At 66.1% G+C, this 17,615-nt stretch carries 18 protein-coding genes; 7 read left to right on the top strand and 11 right to left on the bottom strand.

Annotated features, from left to right (window positions below):
* Window positions 1-27 precede the first annotated feature (27 nt).
* Window positions 28-1,320 (bottom strand): adenylosuccinate synthase, encoded by a 1,293-nt coding sequence (locus QO058_RS08215; RefSeq protein WP_284171542.1) that lies wholly within the window; start codon window positions 1,318-1,320, stop codon window positions 28-30.
* A gap of 304 nt (window positions 1,321-1,624) precedes the next feature.
* Here QO058_RS08215 and QO058_RS08210 point away from each other — a divergent pair, with 304 nt between their 5' ends.
* The 3 genes from QO058_RS08210 to QO058_RS08200 all read left to right on the top strand — a co-directional run bounded on the left by QO058_RS08210 (window position 1,625) and on the right by QO058_RS08200 (window position 4,254).
* Window positions 1,625-2,191: a dihydrofolate reductase family protein gene (locus tag QO058_RS08210; RefSeq protein WP_284171541.1), complete on the top strand. Its 567-nt coding sequence runs from the start codon at window positions 1,625-1,627 to the stop codon at window positions 2,189-2,191.
* A gap of 88 nt (window positions 2,192-2,279) precedes the next feature.
* Window positions 2,280-2,858, top strand: a complete 579-nt coding sequence (locus QO058_RS08205) for a tyrosine phosphatase family protein (RefSeq protein ID WP_284171540.1) — start codon at window positions 2,280-2,282, stop codon at window positions 2,856-2,858.
* Window positions 2,859-3,042: 184 nt separating this feature from the next.
* Window positions 3,043-4,254: a M20 aminoacylase family protein gene (locus tag QO058_RS08200; RefSeq protein WP_284171539.1), complete on the top strand. Its 1,212-nt coding sequence runs from the start codon at window positions 3,043-3,045 to the stop codon at window positions 4,252-4,254.
* Between the two features lie 114 nt (window positions 4,255-4,368).
* On the opposite strand, the gene QO058_RS08195 is transcribed toward QO058_RS08200, so the two are convergent.
* From QO058_RS08195 to QO058_RS08180, 4 genes are all read right to left on the bottom strand, one after another.
* Window positions 4,369-6,048 (bottom strand): mucoidy inhibitor MuiA family protein, encoded by a 1,680-nt coding sequence (locus QO058_RS08195; RefSeq protein WP_284171538.1) that lies wholly within the window; start codon window positions 6,046-6,048, stop codon window positions 4,369-4,371.
* Window positions 6,049-6,230: 182 nt separating this feature from the next.
* Window positions 6,231-7,145, bottom strand: coding sequence for a hypothetical protein (locus tag QO058_RS08190; RefSeq protein ID WP_284171537.1), 915 nt, complete (start codon window positions 7,143-7,145; stop codon window positions 6,231-6,233).
* A 234-nt stretch (window positions 7,146-7,379) separates the two neighbouring features.
* Window positions 7,380-9,002, bottom strand: coding sequence for an ABC-F family ATP-binding cassette domain-containing protein (locus QO058_RS08185; RefSeq protein ID WP_284171536.1), 1,623 nt, complete (start codon window positions 9,000-9,002; stop codon window positions 7,380-7,382).
* A 61-nt stretch (window positions 9,003-9,063) separates the two neighbouring features.
* Window positions 9,064-9,672 (bottom strand): TetR/AcrR family transcriptional regulator, encoded by a 609-nt coding sequence (locus tag QO058_RS08180; RefSeq protein ID WP_284171535.1) that lies wholly within the window; start codon window positions 9,670-9,672, stop codon window positions 9,064-9,066.
* A 77-nt stretch (window positions 9,673-9,749) separates the two neighbouring features.
* Here QO058_RS08180 and QO058_RS08175 point away from each other — a divergent pair, with 77 nt between their 5' ends.
* Window positions 9,750-10,355 carry an NAD(P)H-dependent oxidoreductase gene (locus QO058_RS08175; RefSeq protein WP_284171534.1) on the top strand — a complete coding sequence of 202 codons (606 nt, stop codon included), beginning with the start codon at window positions 9,750-9,752 and terminating at the stop codon, window positions 10,353-10,355.
* 308 nt (window positions 10,356-10,663) lie between these two features.
* Here QO058_RS08175 and QO058_RS08170 read toward each other — a convergent pair whose 3' ends face one another.
* Window positions 10,664-11,362 (bottom strand): type 1 glutamine amidotransferase, encoded by a 699-nt coding sequence (locus tag QO058_RS08170; protein ID WP_347976115.1) that lies wholly within the window; start codon window positions 11,360-11,362, stop codon window positions 10,664-10,666.
* Between the two features lie 113 nt (window positions 11,363-11,475).
* On the opposite strand from QO058_RS08170, the gene QO058_RS08165 reads away from it, so the two are divergent.
* Window positions 11,476-12,384, top strand: coding sequence for a DMT family transporter (locus QO058_RS08165; protein WP_284171533.1), 909 nt, complete (start codon window positions 11,476-11,478; stop codon window positions 12,382-12,384).
* 138 nt (window positions 12,385-12,522) lie between these two features.
* On the opposite strand, the gene QO058_RS08160 is transcribed toward QO058_RS08165, so the two are convergent.
* The 4 genes from QO058_RS08160 to QO058_RS08145 all read right to left on the bottom strand — a co-directional run bounded on the left by QO058_RS08160 (window position 12,523) and on the right by QO058_RS08145 (window position 14,322).
* Entirely contained in the window at window positions 12,523-12,771 is a 249-nt protein-coding gene (locus QO058_RS08160; protein WP_284171532.1) for a hypothetical protein, read from the bottom strand.
* Between the two features lie 23 nt (window positions 12,772-12,794).
* The gene (rpsU, locus tag QO058_RS08155; RefSeq protein WP_284171531.1) at window positions 12,795-13,055 is read right to left on the bottom strand and encodes a 30S ribosomal protein S21; all 261 of its coding nucleotides are present in this window, start codon (window positions 13,053-13,055) and stop codon (window positions 12,795-12,797) included.
* Window positions 13,056-13,204: 149 nt separating this feature from the next.
* Window positions 13,205-13,414, bottom strand: coding sequence for a cold-shock protein (locus QO058_RS08150; RefSeq protein ID WP_057191831.1), 210 nt, complete (start codon window positions 13,412-13,414; stop codon window positions 13,205-13,207).
* A gap of 263 nt (window positions 13,415-13,677) precedes the next feature.
* Complete coding sequence (locus tag QO058_RS08145) at window positions 13,678-14,322, bottom strand: GntR family transcriptional regulator (protein WP_284171530.1); 645 nt, start codon at window positions 14,320-14,322, stop codon at window positions 13,678-13,680.
* 17 nt (window positions 14,323-14,339) lie between these two features.
* Between QO058_RS08145 and QO058_RS08140 the strand changes: the two genes are divergently transcribed.
* A complete protein-coding gene (locus QO058_RS08140) occupies window positions 14,340-15,134 on the top strand; it encodes a flavin reductase family protein (protein WP_284171529.1) in 795 nt (264 codons plus the stop codon).
* Window positions 15,135-15,195: 61 nt separating this feature from the next.
* On the top strand, window positions 15,196-16,515 hold the full coding sequence (locus tag QO058_RS08135) for an MFS transporter (protein ID WP_284171528.1): 1,320 nt from the start codon (window positions 15,196-15,198) through the stop codon (window positions 16,513-16,515).
* A gap of 69 nt (window positions 16,516-16,584) precedes the next feature.
* Here QO058_RS08135 and bla read toward each other — a convergent pair whose 3' ends face one another.
* Complete coding sequence (gene bla, locus QO058_RS08130) at window positions 16,585-17,589, bottom strand: class A beta-lactamase (protein ID WP_284171527.1); 1,005 nt, start codon at window positions 17,587-17,589, stop codon at window positions 16,585-16,587.
* Window positions 17,590-17,615: the final 26 nt, after the last annotated feature.

The raw sequence follows: 17,615 nt of genomic DNA, 5'->3' as shown, positions 1-17,615 counted from the left end.
CTCACATGTCCGCGTTATTCGGGCCCGTCAACCCTCGAACGGGTTCTGGACCAGGATCGTATCGTCGCGCTCCGGGCTGGTGGAGAGCACCGAGACGGAGGCGCCGATCAGCTCTTCGATGCGCCGAACGTATTTGATCGCCTGCGCCGGAAGCTCCGCCCAGGAGCGGGCCCCGGCGGTCGAGCCTTCCCAACCCTCGATCACCTCGTAGATCGGCTCGACCCGGGCCTGGTCGCTCTGGCCGGCGGGCAGATGCTCGATGATCTCGCCGTCGAGCCTGTAGCCGGTGCAGACCTTGATCTCCTTGAAGCCGTCGAGGATGTCGAGCTTGGTCAGGGCGATGCCGTCGATGCCGGAGGTCTTGACCGTCTGGCGCACAAGGCAGGCGTCAAACCAGCCGCAGCGGCGCTTGCGGCCGGTGACGACGCCGAATTCCTTGCCCTTCTGGCCGATCAGTTCGCCGATCTCGTCGAAAAGCTCGGTCGGGAAGGGGCCTTCGCCGACGCGGGTGGTGTAGGCCTTGGCGATGCCGAGCACATAGCCGACGGCGGAGGGACCGAGGCCCGAGCCGGTCGCGGCCTGACCGGCGACGATGTTCGAGGAGGTCACGAAGGGATAGGTGCCGTGGTCGACATCGAGCAGGGCGCCTTGCGCGCCCTCGAACAGGATGCGCTTGCCGGCGCGGCGCTGGGCATCGAGCAGGGCCCAGACCGTATCGGCATAGGGCAGGACCTCGGGGGCGATCGCGACGAGCTGCTTCAGCAGTTCGCCGCCGTCGACTTCGGCGATGCCGAGCCCGCGGCGCAGCGCGTTGTGGTGAGCGAGCAGGCGCTCGATCTTGGCCTTGAGGACTGCCTCGTCCTTGAGGTCGATGACGCGGATGGCGCGGCGGCCCGCCTTGTCCTCATAGGCCGGACCGATGCCACGCTTGGTGGTGCCGATCTTCAGCGCCGAATTCGAGGTCTCGCGAAAATGATCGAGCTCGCGGTGCAGCGGCAGGATCAGCGTTGCATTGTCGGCGACGCGGAGGTTCTCGGGAGAAATGGCGACGCCCTGCGTGCGCAGCCGGGCGATCTCCTCGACCAGGTGCCAGGGATCGACGACGACGCCGTTGCCGATCACCGAGAGCTTGCCCGGGCGCACGATGCCGGAAGGCAGCAGCGAGAGCTTGTAGACGGTGCCGTCGATGACGAGGGTATGGCCGGCATTATGGCCGCCCTGGAAGCGCACCACCACATCGGCCTGGCTCGACAGCCAGTCGACGATCTTGCCCTTGCCCTCGTCGCCCCACTGGGCGCCGACCACGACCACGTTCGCCATGGTGGTGATTCCCTCTCGCTGACTTACAGGGCCAGCGCGAACTCCTATCGCCCGATCGGGATCGGTCGATTTCGGAAACCACACTGACGCAAGCGCCCGCACGAACAAAAACCCCGGCGCAAGGCCGGGGTTTCGGGTGGGTCCTTGCAAGCCCTCTTCGGCCAAGAGCATGGCAAGGTCAAGGCTGACGGCGGCAAAGCCGGGGAAAGAATTTTTCGGGACGCTGTCGATTCCGCCGTTTCTCCTTCGACGCCTGGGCAGAGGGGCAGCGCAGTGCTGCTCGGCGGATCATCGGAGAAGCAGCATGCGCAAGCTCGTCGTCACCCAGTACATCTCGCTCGACGGTGTCATCGAGGACCCGGTCGGCATGGAGAACTCCGGCCTCGGCGACTGGACCGGACCGTTCTCGCGCGGGCCGGAAGGCGAGCGGCTGAAGCAGGAAGAGCTCGACGCCGCGGATTCGCTGCTGCTCGGCCGCCGGACCTATGACGCTTTCGCCGCGGTCTGGCCGCACGTCGCCGACAGCCCCTTCGCCGACCAGATCAACGCGCTGCCAAAGCATGTCGCCTCGACGACGCTGGCGAAGGCCGAGTGGCAGGGCACCTCGATCCTCGCAGGCGACGCGCTCGCTGCCATCGCTGCGCTGAAGCAAGGGCGCGGCGGCGACATCCTGGTCTATGGCAGCCTGAAGCTCGTCCACGGCCTGCAGCGCGCCGGGCTGGTCGATGCCTACAACCTGATGGTCTATCCGGTCGCGCTCGGCGCCGGCGGGCGGCTCTTCGCCGCTGGTGTGCGCAGCAATCTCGTGCTCGCCGGGGCCAAGACCCTGGGCGAGGGCATCCAGTGGTTGCGCTACGAGGCCAGACGCTGACGGGCAGGGCAGCCCTGCGGGAATGGCCGTTGCCGGCGCGCAGCGGGAGGATTAACCCGGCGCCATCAACCCTGCGGGACCCAAGCTGATGCAGCCGATCGCCATTTCCATCCTCACCATCTGCGGGATCGAGGAGCTGCCGGCGCAGAGCGCACGCAAGGTCAGCCATGTCCTGTCACTGCTCGATCCAGACCTGCCGGAGATCGAGTCCTTTGCGGCCTATAACGCCCATGAGCGCGTGACGCTGCGCTTCCACGACATCATCACGCCGCAGGAAGGCCGCGTGCATCCGACGGAAGCACATGTCGCCGAGATCCTCGACTTCGGCGCCAGCTTGCGTGAGACGGCGCTGAAGCGGCAGGAGGGGCATCTGCTCGTCCATTGCCATATGGGCATCTCGCGTTCGACGGCGGCGATGCTGTCCTTGATGGCGCAGGTTCATGCCGACGAGAGCGAGGATGCGCTGTTCGCGCGCCTGCGCGATATCCGGCCGCAGGCCTGGCCGAACTCGGTGATGATCGGCTTCGCCGATGCGCAATTGAAGCGCGGCGGCCGGCTCACTGACGCACTCCGCCGGCACTACGCCCATCAGCTCGAGGCGCAGCCGCGCTATCGCCAGTGGATGGCCGATCTCGGCCGCGGCGCCGAAGTCGCGATGGCGGGCTGAACGGCTTTACCTCGGCCCATGCTCATCACCCCCGATCTGCCGTCAGTCTCCTGGAGCATGGCTGTTTTGCCGTGTTCGCAGAATGAGTTGGCCGCGATCCGCCGTATGAGATTGAAGAGGCGGCGAACGGCACTGGCATGAGCCGTGCTTGCAAAAGAACGCCGCAGGCTGGGAAACGACAATCATGACGAAGCTCGACGACTGGCTCGGCGCGCACCACGCCGAATTCACGGCGATCCGCCGTGACATCCACGCCCATCCCGAGCTCGGCCTCGAGGAATACCGCACCGCCAAGCTGGTCGCCGACAAGCTGCGCGAATGGGGCGTCGAGGTCACGGAAGGCATCGGCCAGACCGGCGTCGTCGGCGTGATCCGCGGCAATGGGCCCGGCCAGCGCGCCATCGGCCTGCGCGCCGACATGGACTGTCTTGCGCTGGAGGAGCTGACGGAGCTGCCGCATGCCTCGAAGTTCCCAGGCCGCATGCATGCCTGCGGCCATGACGGCCACACCACCATGCTCCTCGCCGCGGCCCGCTATCTCGCCGAGAACCGGGATTTCGGCGGCACGGTCAACCTGATCTTCCAGCCGGCCGAGGAAGGCCGTGGCGGCGCCAATGCCATGCTCGCCGACGGGCTGTTCGAGCGCTTCCCCTGCGACGCGATCTACGGTCTGCACAATACGCCCGGCGTGCCCGCCTCGCATTTCGGTACGGCGGTCGGTCCCTTCCTGGCGTCGGCCGACTCTTGGCGAGTGACCTTCCATGGCGTCGGCGGTCATGGCGGCTCGCAGCCGCATCGCTCGACCGACATCACCTATGCGCAGGCGCATTTCGTGCTCGGGCTGCAGGGCATCGTCGGGCGCAATGTCGCGCCGCTCGACACGGCCGTGATCAGCGTCGGCTTCATCCATGGCGGCGACGTGAACGCGTCGAACGTCATCCCCTCCGAACTCGTCATCGGCGGCACGGCGCGCACCTATTCGAAGGAAGTGCGCGATCTGATCGAGCGGCGCATAGCCGAGCTGGCGACGGCGACGGCGCAGGCCTGGGGTTGCGAAGCCGAAGCTCACTATCATCGCGGCACCAGCCCGCTGGTGAACGCAGCCGAGCAGGTGAAGGTCGCTGTCGCGGCGGCGTCCGCCGCCGCCGGGCCTGCGCATGTCGATGGCGAGATGCGGCGCGGCACGGGCGGTGAGGATTTCGCCGAGATGATGCTGGTCTGCCCCGGCGCCTTCATGCGCATCGGCAACGGCGTCGAGGCGGACGGCTCGTTCAAGGGGCTGCACACCCCGCTCTACGACTTCAACGACGAGATCATCCCGGCGGGCGTGCGCTACTGGGTCGGCCTGGTCGATCAGGAGCTCGGCCAGGGCTGGCAGGCGATAGCGGCCGAGTAGGGTGTCGGGAACGGGCTAACCCGTCATTGCGAGGAGCCGCAGCGACGAAGCAATCCAGGGCAGCAGAGCTCTACGTCCCCTGGATTGCTTCACTTACGCTCGCAATGACGGGAGCTACCGCCGCGTCTGATCGAAGATCACTTCGCGGTCGCCGGGATACTTGATCCGGTAGGCGAGGCGGATTTCCTTCTGCGCGCCCGGCGCGAGCTCGAAGCTCCAGGCCGAGACGCCGCGCTTGTCGCCGACCTGCTTCTCGGTCGGCGGCGTGCTCTGCGACAGGAGCTCGACCGTGATCGCGCTGTTCTCCGAGAACGGCACGCGCTCGATCACGGTGAGCTTCACCGGCTGGGCGTGCAGACTCTTCACCACCGTCCTGAACTCGCGCTGGTCGGTGCGCGTCGAGCCGAGCCAGCCGGAATCGTTCTCGCGCCGGCGCACGGGCACGCGCGTCACCTTGAGGCGATCGTCGGCGCCGAAACCGAGCTCGACCTTGTCGCCGGGCGCGACCTGTCCGAGGCGGCCCTTGCCGATATAGGCGCCGTCGCGGTGGAGAAAGACCTCGCCGGCGAGCAGTGGCGCCTCGTCCTCGTGGCTGAAGCTGGCCTCGAGATAGGCCTTCTCCTCGAGCTCCGGCGTGGCGCGGGCGGAGAGCTCCGGCTTGACCTTGGCTTGCGTCAGCACCACCGCCTTGCTGGAGCCGTCCTGCGGGATGCTGACTCGGCCCGGCACCTTGAAGCTCGCCTGATAGGCCCCGGCCGTCACGGTCGCGGTCTGGACCTCGGCGCGCTGCTGTTCGGCTTCCTTGGGGGCGGGGGCGACGACCGCATCGACGTCCGGCGCGGCGCCCAGAGGCGCTGCCGGTCGCGCCGTCGCGGGGGCGCTGCGGCGGAGGCGCTCCTCATAGACCACCGGCGGCTCGTAGAAGGCGATGCGCAGCGGGTTGAGGTCCGGAGCGCGGGTGCCTTGGGCCGAGCGTGTCGTTGAGAGCTCGACCGCGACCTCGCTCCAGTCTTCGCCGGTGCGCTGGCGCAGGTCGGCGCGGCGGGTGAAGGCGATCTCGGCGGCGTCATTGGCACTGCCGGTGGTCAGCCTCGCCTCGTAGACCGGCAACCAGCTGGCGCCGGAGACGCGGTAGCTGACGGAGATATCGGCTGCGACCGGCGCCTTGGCCTCGACGGCGATGGCGACGTCGCGCTTGGGCTGGCTGGCGCGCGGCGCCAATGGCCGTGCCTTCTCCAGCGCGGCGATCTCGGCGTCGAGATCGGAAATGCGGTTGCGCAAGCCGAGCAGTTCGCCCTGGACCTTGACCAGCGCGGTGCCGATCGCGTCGAACACGGCCGGCCAGTCGCTCACGGGGAGGACCTTGCCGCCTTCGCCGAGCCTGTCCGGGCCGACCTTGCCAAAGTTTTCGATGGTGGCGCGCTTGGCCTCGATCGCGCTGATCTCGCCGGTGAGCTTGGCCTTCTCGCCCTGAAGAGTCCGGATCTTGCCCTCGAGGACCTGGTCGAGGGCAGGGCGGGCTTCGCCCGGAACCTGGCGGACATCGACCGCGCCGATCGAGAAGGCGCCGTCGCCCTGCGCCTCGACCCGGATCGAGGCCGGGTCGATGCTGGCGGGCAGGCCACGCAGCACGATCTGGGAGGCGCCTTGCAGCAGTGCGGCCTTGCCGAGACGCGTCACCACCGCACCATCCGGATAGACGGTGACGCGATCGATCTTCGAGGCGAATTCGATCTCGGCCGCGCCAGCGAGGCTCGGCGCGAAAATCAAGGCTGCGGCCAGTCCGGTCTTCATCATGGTGTCCCCCGACAAATCAAAGCAGCCGCGATTTGCCCGGTGGATTTCGGCGCGGCGAGGGCGGAATTGGGCCGGAAGGTGGAAAGGCGCCGCGAGGGCGCAATCACCGCCCGGCGACGATGGCTGCCCCTTGCCGCTGCCAGCGCGGTTTTCGCTACGTCAGGTGCTAATTCGAGCCTTCACGGCGTAGGCAGCGCTGGGACCATCGGCTCGAAGCCGTCGGAATTCTTCTGCCGGGCCCGGTCGTGCAGGTAAGCTACGATCTGCGCCAGCGTGTTGGCGTTGTTGAGCGCTTTGGCCGTCGTATCCACCCCCTCGATATCGTCGACGCCGATGATGTGGAAATATTCATGGGTCACGACATCGCGCTGGAGATCAGCACTGGCGTTGAACCAGATGGTGCAGAGATCGATGTCCGGTGGATTGGTGCCGCCGTTCGCCGCGGCCCAAGGCTGCGGGGAACGGGCGCATTTGCCGCCGTCGCGCGCCGCCTTGAGCGATTTGGGCAAAGCCAGGTTCTGCTCGAACAGGCGGATGGTGCTCGCCAATGCGCTGCGGAAAGCCGGATCCATCGGATTCAACGGCACCAGGAGCTTGCGCGAGATCACAGCCATGTCGCGCCGATAGTTCCGGCGCAATTCGTTGAAGGCATCCTCGCTGCCACCCGAATCCTCGAAATACTTGATCTGCCGCTGCAGCAGCTTCAGCCGGTTCAGCGCGAAGCGGAGTGAAGAGCGGCTTGCCTCCCAGGCTTTGTCGATCAGGTTCGCATCGGTCGGTCCCGATGGCGGGCTCGGCGACGGAGCGATGTAGCCGGTTTTCTCGATCCGGTACTTGCCGCGATAATAGGGTGCCTCGTACCAGGTGTGGTCGTTGCCGGTCGTCAGCGGCCTTTGCCAGCTTTCGCGGGTGGTCGAGCCCTTCCACCACATGTTGACCAGCTTGGAGGTGGCGGCCCAATTGCCGACGCCGCTTTCCATACTGCCGAGATCGCGCCAGGTCACGCCACCATCGCTGCGGAAATCATACTCCCAGACCCAGCTCTTGACCCGGACCGTCCAGGTTCCGATCAGCAAATCGAGATCGCCGGCCATCTGCCATCTCCATCCGGAGCCAAGTCGAGGCTACCCGGTCGGGCGGCCTGTCCCTACGAAAGGCAAAGTACGCATCTTCAGAAGAATGATGACTAGACTTGCACGAAGCGATGACGCCAACAAGATGGTGGTGGGCAGTCCGCATGCCAGTAGTTTAGCCAGCGAATTCGGTCCATTTGTAAGCGATGTCCGCGCAGATGACGCGTGGCTCGGTCAGCAGACGGCGCCTCCAGTTCAGCTCCGCAAGCCCGGCGCCTCCTGGCCGGTGCTGGCGACGTATTCGGTGTAGCCGCCGCCGTAATTGTGGACGCCGTCCGGCGTCAGCTCGAGCACCCGGTTGGAGAGCGCCGCCAGGAAATGGCGGTCATGGCTGACGAACAGCATGGTGCCCTCATATTGCGCGAGCGCCGTGATCAGCATTTCCTTGGTGGCGATGTCCAAGTGGTTGGTCGGCTCGTCGAGCACGAGGAAGTTCGGCGGGTCGTAGAGCATCTTGGCCATGACCAGCCGCGCCTTCTCGCCGCCGGACAGGAAGCGGCAGCGCTTCTCGACATCGTCGCCGGAGAAGCCGAAGCAGCCGGCGAGCGCGCGCAGCGAGCCTTGCCCGGCCTGGGGGAACGAGCCTTCGAGCGATTGGAAGACGGTTTCGTCGCCGTCGAGCAGCTCCATGGCGTGCTGGGCGAAATAGCCCATCTTGACGGTGCCGCCGACAACGACCGTGCCTTCGTTCGGCTGCGTGGCGCCGGCGATCAACTTGAGCAGGGTCGACTTGCCGGCGCCGTTGACGCCCATCACGCACCAGCGCTCCTTGCGGCGGACCTGAAAGTCGAGCCCCTCATAGATCGTCTTGCTGCCATAGCGGACATGCACATTCTTGAGGGTGGCGACATCCTCGCCCGAGCGCGGCGCCGGCTGGAACTCGAACTGCACGGTCTGGCGGCGCTTGGGCGGCTCGACGCGCTCGATCTTGTCGAGCTTCTTGACACGGCTCTGGACCTGCGCCGCATGTGAGGCGCGGGCCTTGAAGCGCTCGATGAAGGCGACCTCCTTGGCGAGCATCGCCTGCTGGCGCTCGAACTGCGCCTGCTGCTGCTTCTCGGCCAGCGCCCGCTGCTGCTGATAGAACTCGTAGTCGCCGGAATAGCTGGTCAGCGTGCCGCCATCGATCTCGACGATCTTGCCGACGATGCGGTTCATGAACTCGCGATCGTGCGAGGTCATCAGCAGGGCGCCGTCATAGCCTTTGAGGAAGCTTTCCAGCCAGATCAGGCTTTCGAGGTCGAGATGGTTGCTCGGCTCGTCGAGCAGCATGGCGTCGGGCCGCATCAAGAGGATGCGGGCAAGTGCCACGCGCATCTTCCAGCCGCCGGAGAGCGCGCCGACATCACCCTCCATCATCTCCTGGCTGAAGCCGAGGCCGCCCAGCACCTCGCGGGCGCGACCGTCGAGCGCATAGCCGTCGAGCTCCTCGAAGCGCCCCTGCACCTCGCCATAGCGGGTGATCAGATCATCCATCTCGTCGGCGCGATCGGGATCGCCCAGCGCGACCTCGAGCTCCTTCAGCTCGGCGGCGATGGCGCTGACCGGGCCGATGCCATCCATGACCTCGGCCACGGCGCTGCGGCCGGCCATGTCGCCGACATCCTGGCTGAAATAGCCGATGGTGATGCCACGATCGACCGAGACCTGGCCCTCATCCGGAGCTTCCTCGCCGGTGATCAGCCGGAATAAAGTGGTCTTGCCGGCGCCGTTGGGGCCGACGAGGCCGACCTTCTCGCCCTTCTGCAGCGCCGCCGAGGCTTCGATGAAGATGATCTGCTGGCCGTTCTGCTTGCTGATGCTTTCGAGGCGAATCATGGTGTCCGGGGCGCTGAGAGACTGGAGTTGCCGCGGACTTACAGGGCCGGCGGGTGCCGAGCTAGCCCTTTGCGCTGCGCGCGACCATGGCGGTGATCGTCTCGAACAGCTCCCGCTTCGCCTCCTCGGCGCCGACCTCGCCGGTCGCGGCAGCATGCGACAACGCCTCGGCGGCGCCGAGCATGGCGCGTAAGCCCGCAGTCGGGATTGTCCTGCCCTCGGCGAAGGGTGCGAGCAGGGCCCGGCAGCGCTCGAGGAAGATCACGTCGCAGTCGCGCTTGACCGCAGCGAGCTCGGGCGAACCCGCCAGGGCCGCCACGACGCCCGGGATCTCGCGCCCCTGGGTCAGCACGCAATCGACATAGGACGAAGCGATCGCCCCGGCCTTACCGGCAAGGCTTGCCTCGCTGCCTTCGAGCGCCGCATCCATGATCGCGTATTCCCGCAAGTCGAAGTCGCGATAGAGCGCGATCAGCAATCCGCTGCGGGTGGAAAAGTGGCTGTAGACCACCGGCTTGGTGACGCCGGCCCGCTCGGCGAGGCGGCCGAGCGTCAAGGCGTCGGTGCCTTCCTCGCCGACGATCCGCCAGGCGGTCTCGATGAGCTGGCGCTGGCGATCCTCGCGCGTCAGGCGCTGACGGCGCGGCCGTTCGGTTTCGAGACTTGACATGTCTTATATACCAAAAGTAACTTACAATAAGTATATAGCGATTGCACGCCGATCGCAATCAACCCAGGAGACATCGCATGCATGCCCTTATCGTCGTCGCTCATCCCGATCCCGCCTCGCTCAGCCATGCCGTGGCGCAGGCGCTGGCCGACGGCGTTTCAGGCGCCGGCCACAGCGTTGAGATCGCCGATCTCGCCAGGGAAGGCTTCGATCCACGCTTCTCGCTGAACGATCTTGCCGTCCATCGCCGCGAGATCGCCCAGCCCGCCGACATCGCCTTCGAGCAGGCCAGGGTCGACCGGGCCGATGCGCTGGTGCTGGTCTACCCGATCTACTGGTGGTCGATGCCAGCACTGCTGAAGGGCTGGATCGACCGGGTCTTCGCCAATGGCTGGGCCTATGAGGAGCTCGAGGAGATGAAGACGATCAAGAAGCTCGAGCACCTGCCGGTCCATCTCGTCGCGCTCGCCGGCGCGGACATGCGCACCTTCGCCCGCCACGGCTATTACGGGGCGATGAAGACGCAGATCGACCACGGCATCTTCGGCTATTGCGGCGCGCCGGTCGTGACCTCGGAGTTCCTGGTGCCGGTGCCGGAGATGTCCGACCATCTCGATACGGCGCGTGCGCTCGGCGGCAAGGTGTTCGAGGCGGCGGTGAACAAGGTGGCCGAGGCGGCGTAGCCCTGTCATTCCAGACACCGCGATTTCCGTCATGGTCGGGCTTGTCCCGACCATCCACGTCTTTCCTCCTGCAATGCAGTGTTTCAAGGCGTGGATGCTCGCCAGAAGGACGAGCATGACGGTCTCACGCCCGCCCGCGCACGCTGGCCTGCGGCTTCACCCGCATCTCGAGGAAATTCCTGAGCTCGGTCACGCGCTTGACGGGATCGAGTACCTCCTCGTCGAGGCCGTGCGCCCAGGCCAGGTCGCGGCGGGCGGGATCAGCGTCGAGCGCGTCGAGATCGGCAAGCCAGGCATTCGTGTCGGCCTCATCCTTGCGGGAAGCCCTGCTCGATCAGGATCCGGCTGTGCCGCCGCAGGATCGTGGCGACAAGGCGCAGCGAGAACTCCGGGTGGTACTGTACGCCCCAGAAGCTGCCGCCATCCTGGCGGAACTCGGCGGCCTGGATCGGGCTCATCGCGTTCGAGGCGAGGATGGTCGCGTCGGTCGGCGGGGCGACGATGCTGTCGAAATGGATCGCCGGTGCGTCGAAGGCGGCAGGCCGGCCGGCGAGCAGCGGGTGCTGCGCGCCGGCTTCGGTCAGGCTGATCCGGCGGGCAAAGCCGATTTCGAGCCCGTTCGGGTTCAGCGCAACCGCCCCGCCCGCTGCGACAGCACCGATCTGGATGCCCCAGCACGAGCCGAAGCAGGGCGTGCCGCTCTTGTAGATCGCCCGCATCAGCTCGATCTGGCGCGTCACCGCCGGCTCCGGGCTGTGGATGTGGAGCGAGGAGCCGGTCAGAGCGATGCCGTCATAGGAGGCGAGGCCGGAGCCGTCGGGCAGGTTGGCGCCTTCGTCGGCCGGCAGGCAGATATCCGTCACCAGCGCCGGCTCGATCCGGCGCAACTCTGCGGCATAGGCTTCCGACGGGGTCGCGCCGGCGTCGCGAATATACTCCTCGCGCTGCTCACGCTTGTAGCCGTCGACGACGAGGACACGCAGCGGCTTGCGACTGAACATGTTCATGGCTTCCTCGGCACGTTTGCGTGCGGCGACGGGCTGCATTGCGCCTCCTCTCATAGGAAAAGCGCGGCCGGCAAGGCTATGCAAGCGCTTCGCAGACATGAGGATCATGCATCTTGCAGCCTGCCGCCTCCCTTTCTCAGCGCGTCTGGGCAAATGCCTATGTCCTGCTGACGCTGACGACTCTGATGTGGGCCGGCAACGCCGTCGCCAGCCGGCTCGCCGTTGGCGAGATCGCGCCGATGACGCTGACCGCGCTGCGCTGGGTCTTCGTCTGCGCGGTCATGCCCTACATGTTCCGTCAAGGCCTGCGCGAATACTGGCCGGTGCTGAGGGCGAACTGGCTCAAGGTGACGCTGCTCGGCGCCTTCGGCTTCACCGCCTTCAACACGCTGATGTACATCGCCGCCTATTCCACCACGGCGATCAATATCGGCATTCTGCAAGGCTCTATCCCGGTCTTCGTGCTGCTGGGCGCCTTCCTCGCCTTCCGCACGCCGATCGGCGGCCTGCAGGCGCTCGGCGTCGCCGTCACCATCCTCGGCGTGTTGGTCACGGCGAGCCGCGGCGACTGGCACATCCTGCTTCAGCTCAGCTTCGTGCCGGGCGATGTGTGGATGATCATCGCCTGCGTGTTCTATGCCGGCTACACCGTCGGCATCCGCACGCGGCCGCCGATGCCCGGGCTGATCTTCTTCACTGCGATGGCGATCGTCGCCTGCCTGGTCTCGCTGCCGCTGCTCGGCGTCGAAATCGCGACCGGCCGGGCCAATTGGCCGACGCTGAAGGGCTGGCTGATTCTGATCTATGTCGTGATCGGCCCCTCGATCCTGTCGCAGCTCTTCTTCATGCGGGCGATCGAACTGATCGGCCCTGGCCGAGCGGGCGTCTTCGTCAACCTCGTGCCGGTGTTCGCACCCTTGCTCGCGGTGGCGATTCTCGGCGAGCAGCTCGCGACCTATCACGGGTTGGCGCTGGCTCTGGTGCTGGGCGGCATCTGGATCGCGGAGCGCAAGCTGCGCTGAAGGGCGCGACAGCGGCTGGCGCAAGCGCACGAAAGGGTGGGCGCGTCGATGACATGCTGGACGCTACGCGCCTATGTCGCGGGCATCGAGAGGCGCCGGGGCGTTGCTGTGGCGACCCGTGCGGTCGCTAGGAGAGGGCTACTTTGCTCGCCGAGCCCTGGGCTTCTTTGCCGGTTCGCTTGGAGCCAGCGCCGCGGTTGCGGCATCGGCAGCCTCCTTGGCGAGTCGGAGCGCGCGCAGCCTTACAGTCTTCTCGGCTACAGCGCGCTGTTCGGCGCGCACCGCTTCGAGCGCGCTCTCCGCTTCTTCCCGCCGCTTCTCGACCTTGGCGAAGTTCCGTTCCGCCCGAAGCTTGGCTTCCTCGGCGGAGAGTCCCTTGGTTGCCATGGCTGCGGCTCCTCTGACCTGGATCAGGCGACGGCCGGGCGCGGCGGCCGGGCCGGACGCGGCTTCGGCTTGGGAGCGGGGAGCAAGCCCTCGCGCTGCGCCTGCTTGCGGGCAAGCTTGCGGGCGCGCCGGATGGCATCGGCCTTCTCGCGGACGCGCTTCTCGGACGGCTTCTCATAGGCAGAACGCCGCTTCATCTCGCGAAACACGCCCTCGCGTTGCATCTTCTTCTTCAGGACGCGCAACGCCTGTTCGACATTGTTGTCGCGGACGAGAACCTGCATTCGGACTTCCTCGTGTAAACGTCTCTTCGAAACAAAAAAGGGCCGGGCTGATCCCGACCCTTCCTCAGCTATCCTGCGCGGAGCGGGTCTGGCGCCGGTACATCCGCGGTCGCCTGCCCCTGATCTCTTATGCTGGACAGCGCGTCAGCTCACTCGGCGCGCAGGTTGTCGGCCGACATCTTGCCCGAGCGCTTGTCCTGGACGAGCTCGTACGAGATCTTCTGACCGTCGCGGAGATCGCGCATGCCGGCGCGCTCGACAGCGCTGATGTGGACGAACACGTCCTGGCCGCCATCATCCGGCTGGATGAAGCCGAAACCCTTGGTCCCGTTGAACCATTTCACTGTGCCACTGGCCATAATCATATTCCTTCTTGCGAGCGGTAGTTCACGCACAGCAGCATGCCATGCGTGTTTTCGATTTGAGCAGGAAGGTCGTCAGCGGTGCGCAGAAGCTGCGCGGGCCAATTCGTTCGGCCTAGATCGAGCGCCATAAATGGGGGTTTGCCCTGCATTTGTCAACGCAACTTTGCCGGGCATGAGTGATAGGGCATCGACCGGACGGCCAGGGTGGGAGCGGCGATGAGCCGATCGCAGGCTCATTGCTGCCGGCGGGGGCGCGGTCAACCGCGCGATACGGCCATCCGCGCGACCACGGACAAGGCGAATTCCACGAGATAGCTGTTGAGCGCCAACGAGGCCGCGCTGGCTCCGGACATGTCCCTCGCGGCGATCGCCCGCAGGATGGCCTGGTGCAGCAGCTTTCCGTGCGCGATCTCCTGTTGCTCGTCCCGCACATGCATGACCCAGAAACGCCGGGAGAGGGTCTGCAGCGGAACCATCACGGCTTCCAGATAAGGGTTGTGAGCAGCCTGAATGATCAGCGCGTGCGTCTGGCGAACAGTCTGCGAATAGTCGCGAAGATCGAACTGGCCATCCAGCGCTACCGACAACGCCTCGATCTCCCGGATGTCCTTCGCCGAACCCCGGCTGCAAGCGAGCTCGACCGCCAGAACCTCGACGGCGCGACGGACTTCCAGTCCGCTGAGCTGGTCCTCGACGGAGATCGCTGGAATCTCGATGCCCTTGTTGGGGTGGATCCGCAGCATGTGATTGAGGGCGAGGCGCTGGATCGCCTCGCGCACCGGCGTCCGGCCGAGCCCGGTCAGCTCCATCAAGCCGCGTTCGGACACCATGGAGCCCGGCTTGAGGGCGCCTTGCTCGATCAGGCGCTCGAGGGCGCCGAGCGCCTGCTCCGACTGATTCATCCGGCCTTTCCAGAGCGATGGCCGGGCCCGGTCAGGCGCGGCGAATCCCGAGAATGTCGATAGCCGAATTCACGGGCTTTCCAAACCGCCATTCATCCGATATATCGGTAAGATATTGTTTGAATGCCACTCACGCAGCGGGATGCACCATGAAGTATTCGCCCCAGACCGAGGAAAGCCCGCTGCCGTATTCGCCGTTCAAGAGTTGCACCGTGCCGCGGCCGATCGGCTGGTTGTCGAGCGTGAGCGCCGCGGGCGCCGAGAACATCGCGCCCTACAGCCAATGGCAGAACCTGACCTTCGACCCGCCGATGGTGATGTTCTCGGCGAACCAGTATCCGGACGGCCGGCGTAAGGACACGGTGCTCAACGCCGAGGAAACCGGCTGGTTCGTCTGGAACATGGCGACCTACGATCTGCGCGAGGCGGTCAATCTGAGTGCGATGGCGCTGCCCCCGCATGAAAGCGAATTCGATCGCCTGAGCGTGACCCGGGAGTATGCGGACAATGCGCGCATCCCGATGGTCAAGGAAAGCCCGGTCAAGTTCGAGTGCCGATATCTCAGCACGCACCGGATGAAGGGTAATTCAGCCGTCGGCACGATCGATATCGTCTTCGCCCAGGTCGAGACGATCCATATCGACGACAGGTTCATCACGGCTGATGGCAAGCTCGATATCGCAGCGATCAAGCCGATCGCTCGCCTCGGCTATTTTGACTACGCGGTGGTGAAGGAAACCTTCGAAATGCGCGTGCCGGGGGCCGATGCCGACGCCCGCTTCGGCCTTGAAGGTCGTGCCGCCAGCCGCTGACGCACGGCGCGGAACGTCTCGTCCGGACAAGAACAAACATCAATAAAAGAGGGGGGTCATCATGTCTGAAATCGCTGCAGCAGGCGAGCTTCGTCCTGCCGTGTCCCGGCGGATGAAGGATCTCATCGCCGTCAATTTCGGCAACACGCTCGAATGGTTCGATTGGGCGATCTACACGATCTTCGCGCCCTATTTTGCGCTCCAGTTCTTTCCGTCGGCCGACAAGTCGGCGGCGCTGCTCGCGGCTCTCGCCGTCTTCGCTGCCGGGTTCCTGACCCGCCCGCTCGGGGGCTTCCTGTTCGGGCTCTATGCCGACCGCGTCGGACGCAAGAAGAGCCTGACGCTGGCGATGTTCATCACCGCCGGCGGTAGTCTCGTCATCGCCTGCGCGCCGACCTTCACGACCGTCGGGCTTGCCGCCTCCGTCATCCTGCTCGTGGCACGGCTCGCCCAGGGCATCGCCCATGGCGGCGAGATGGGCACATCCGTCACCTATCTCGTCGAGCGTGCGCCGCGGCATCGGCGCGCCCTCTATGGCAGCACCTCCTGGATGAGCGTCGTGCTCGGCACCATGATCGCGACCGTCACCGGCCTCCTGCTCAACGCCAATCTCGACCGCCCGGCGCTGGAAAGCTGGGGCTGGCGCATTCCGTTCGCGCTCGGTGGCTTGCTCGGCCTCTACGGGCTCTATCTCAGGCGCAAACTCACCGAGACCGACAGCTTCGAGAAGGTGAAGGCAAAGCGCTCCGGCACCGAGACCGGGCTCCGGCCCCTCGTCCGGAACTGGCGCGGCGTTGCCGTCGTCTTCGGACTCTCGGCCGGCGGCTCGATCATGTTCTACACATGGCTGATCTACAGCCCGACCTTCGCGCAGATCAATCGCGGCCTCGATGCCCGATCGGCACTGACAGCGAGCCTGATCGCGCAGGCCGTTTTCTTCATCGCGATCCCGATCGTGGGCTGGCTCGCTGACCGCTTCGGGCGGCGCATCTTCATCATCCTGTTCGGGGTCGGCTTCATCGCCGCGACCTTCCAGCTCGACGCTCTGATCACCAACAGCTTCTCCGGCCTGCTGACGGCGATGATCTCAGCCCTGCTGATCCTGGCCTGCCTGTTCGGCGTCAACACCGCGGTCTGGGCCGAGGTCTTCCCGACCGAAGTCAGGGCGACCGGGGTGAGCGGACCGCTCTCGCTCGCGACCGCGATCTTCGGCGGCACCGCCCCCTATGTGAACACTTATCTCTCGCAAGTGGGCGAGCACCGGCTGTTCCTGGTCTACCTAATGGTGGTTTCCGGGATCACCCTGATCACCGGCCTGCTCATTCCGGAGACCCGGACGCTCGAGCTCGACCGGCCGGACACCGGCCGCCTGTCCAACTAGGCGACCCCGCTCGCAGAAACCTGCGGGCGCGCTCCGGGATCGGGTGCGCGCCCGCGATGACTTTGCGCGTTATCGCAAGCTCTCCACCGCCAGGCGCGCCACCGCGGCATGGGCCGCCTCGCGCTCCTTCTCGCCGACCTGCGCACCGGCGAGATAGACCGCGATCGCGAAGCGGCGCCCGTCCGGCAAGGTGACAATGCCGATATCGTTGGTGGCGTGATTGAGCCCGTCGGCGCTCGGTCCGAGACCGGTCTTGTGGGCGAAGCGCGCTCCGGCCGGAAGGCCGGCCTTGATCCGGCTCGGGCCGGTCTTGGCCTCGAGCATGATCTTGTCGAGCAGCGCGGCGTTTGCGGGATCGCGCAGCCAGGTGCCCTTGGCGAGGCCTTCGAGGAAGGCGATCGAGGCCTCGGGCGTCGCAGCGTCGCGCTTGTCAGTCAGCGTCGCCGCGAGGCGCTTCTTGCGCTCGGCTGCGGGGATCGCCTGGATCGCCTTGTAGAACTTGGCGGTGTCGATCGCCTGGTCCCAGCCATAGCCGGGCAGCCCCAGAATCTCGGGCTGGAAGACGCGCTCATAGCGATCGACCGAGATGCCGCTGACGCCGCCATCTTTCAAGAGCGCGGTCAGCGCCTGCGGGCCGCCGATCAGGCGCAGCAGCAGGTCGGCGGCGGTGTTGTCGCTCTCACGGGTCGATCGGGCCAGAAGCTCGCGCAGCGGATACTCGTTGCGTTCGCCCCTGAAGGCCTTGGCGAGCGGGCTGTGATAGAGCGAGAGATCGTTGCGGGTGACGGTAATCTTCTGGTCGAGCTTCAGCTTGCCGGCCTCGACCGCCTGCAGCACGCCGATCGCCAGCGGCAGCTTGAAGACGCTCTGCAGCGGGAAGAGCTCGGCCCCGCGAGAGGACCAGCCCTTGCGGTCCTTGAGATCGATCAGGCCGACGCCGAGGCGGCCCTTCGTGCTCTGTTCGATCGTCTTGATGCCGCTATCAAGTTTCGCCTTGTCCCAGTCGGCGAAGGCGGGCGAGGCAGCAAGGCCGGCAAGAGTGAAGGCGAGGGCGCAGGCAAGGCGGGTCGGCATGAAAAATCCCCTGTGACGGATGCCAC

Source organism: Bosea vestrisii, from assembly GCF_030144325.1.
Lineage (GTDB): Bacteria > Pseudomonadota > Alphaproteobacteria > Rhizobiales > Beijerinckiaceae > Allobosea > Allobosea vestrisii_A.
This window is presented reverse-complemented; position numbering and strand designations above follow the sequence as displayed.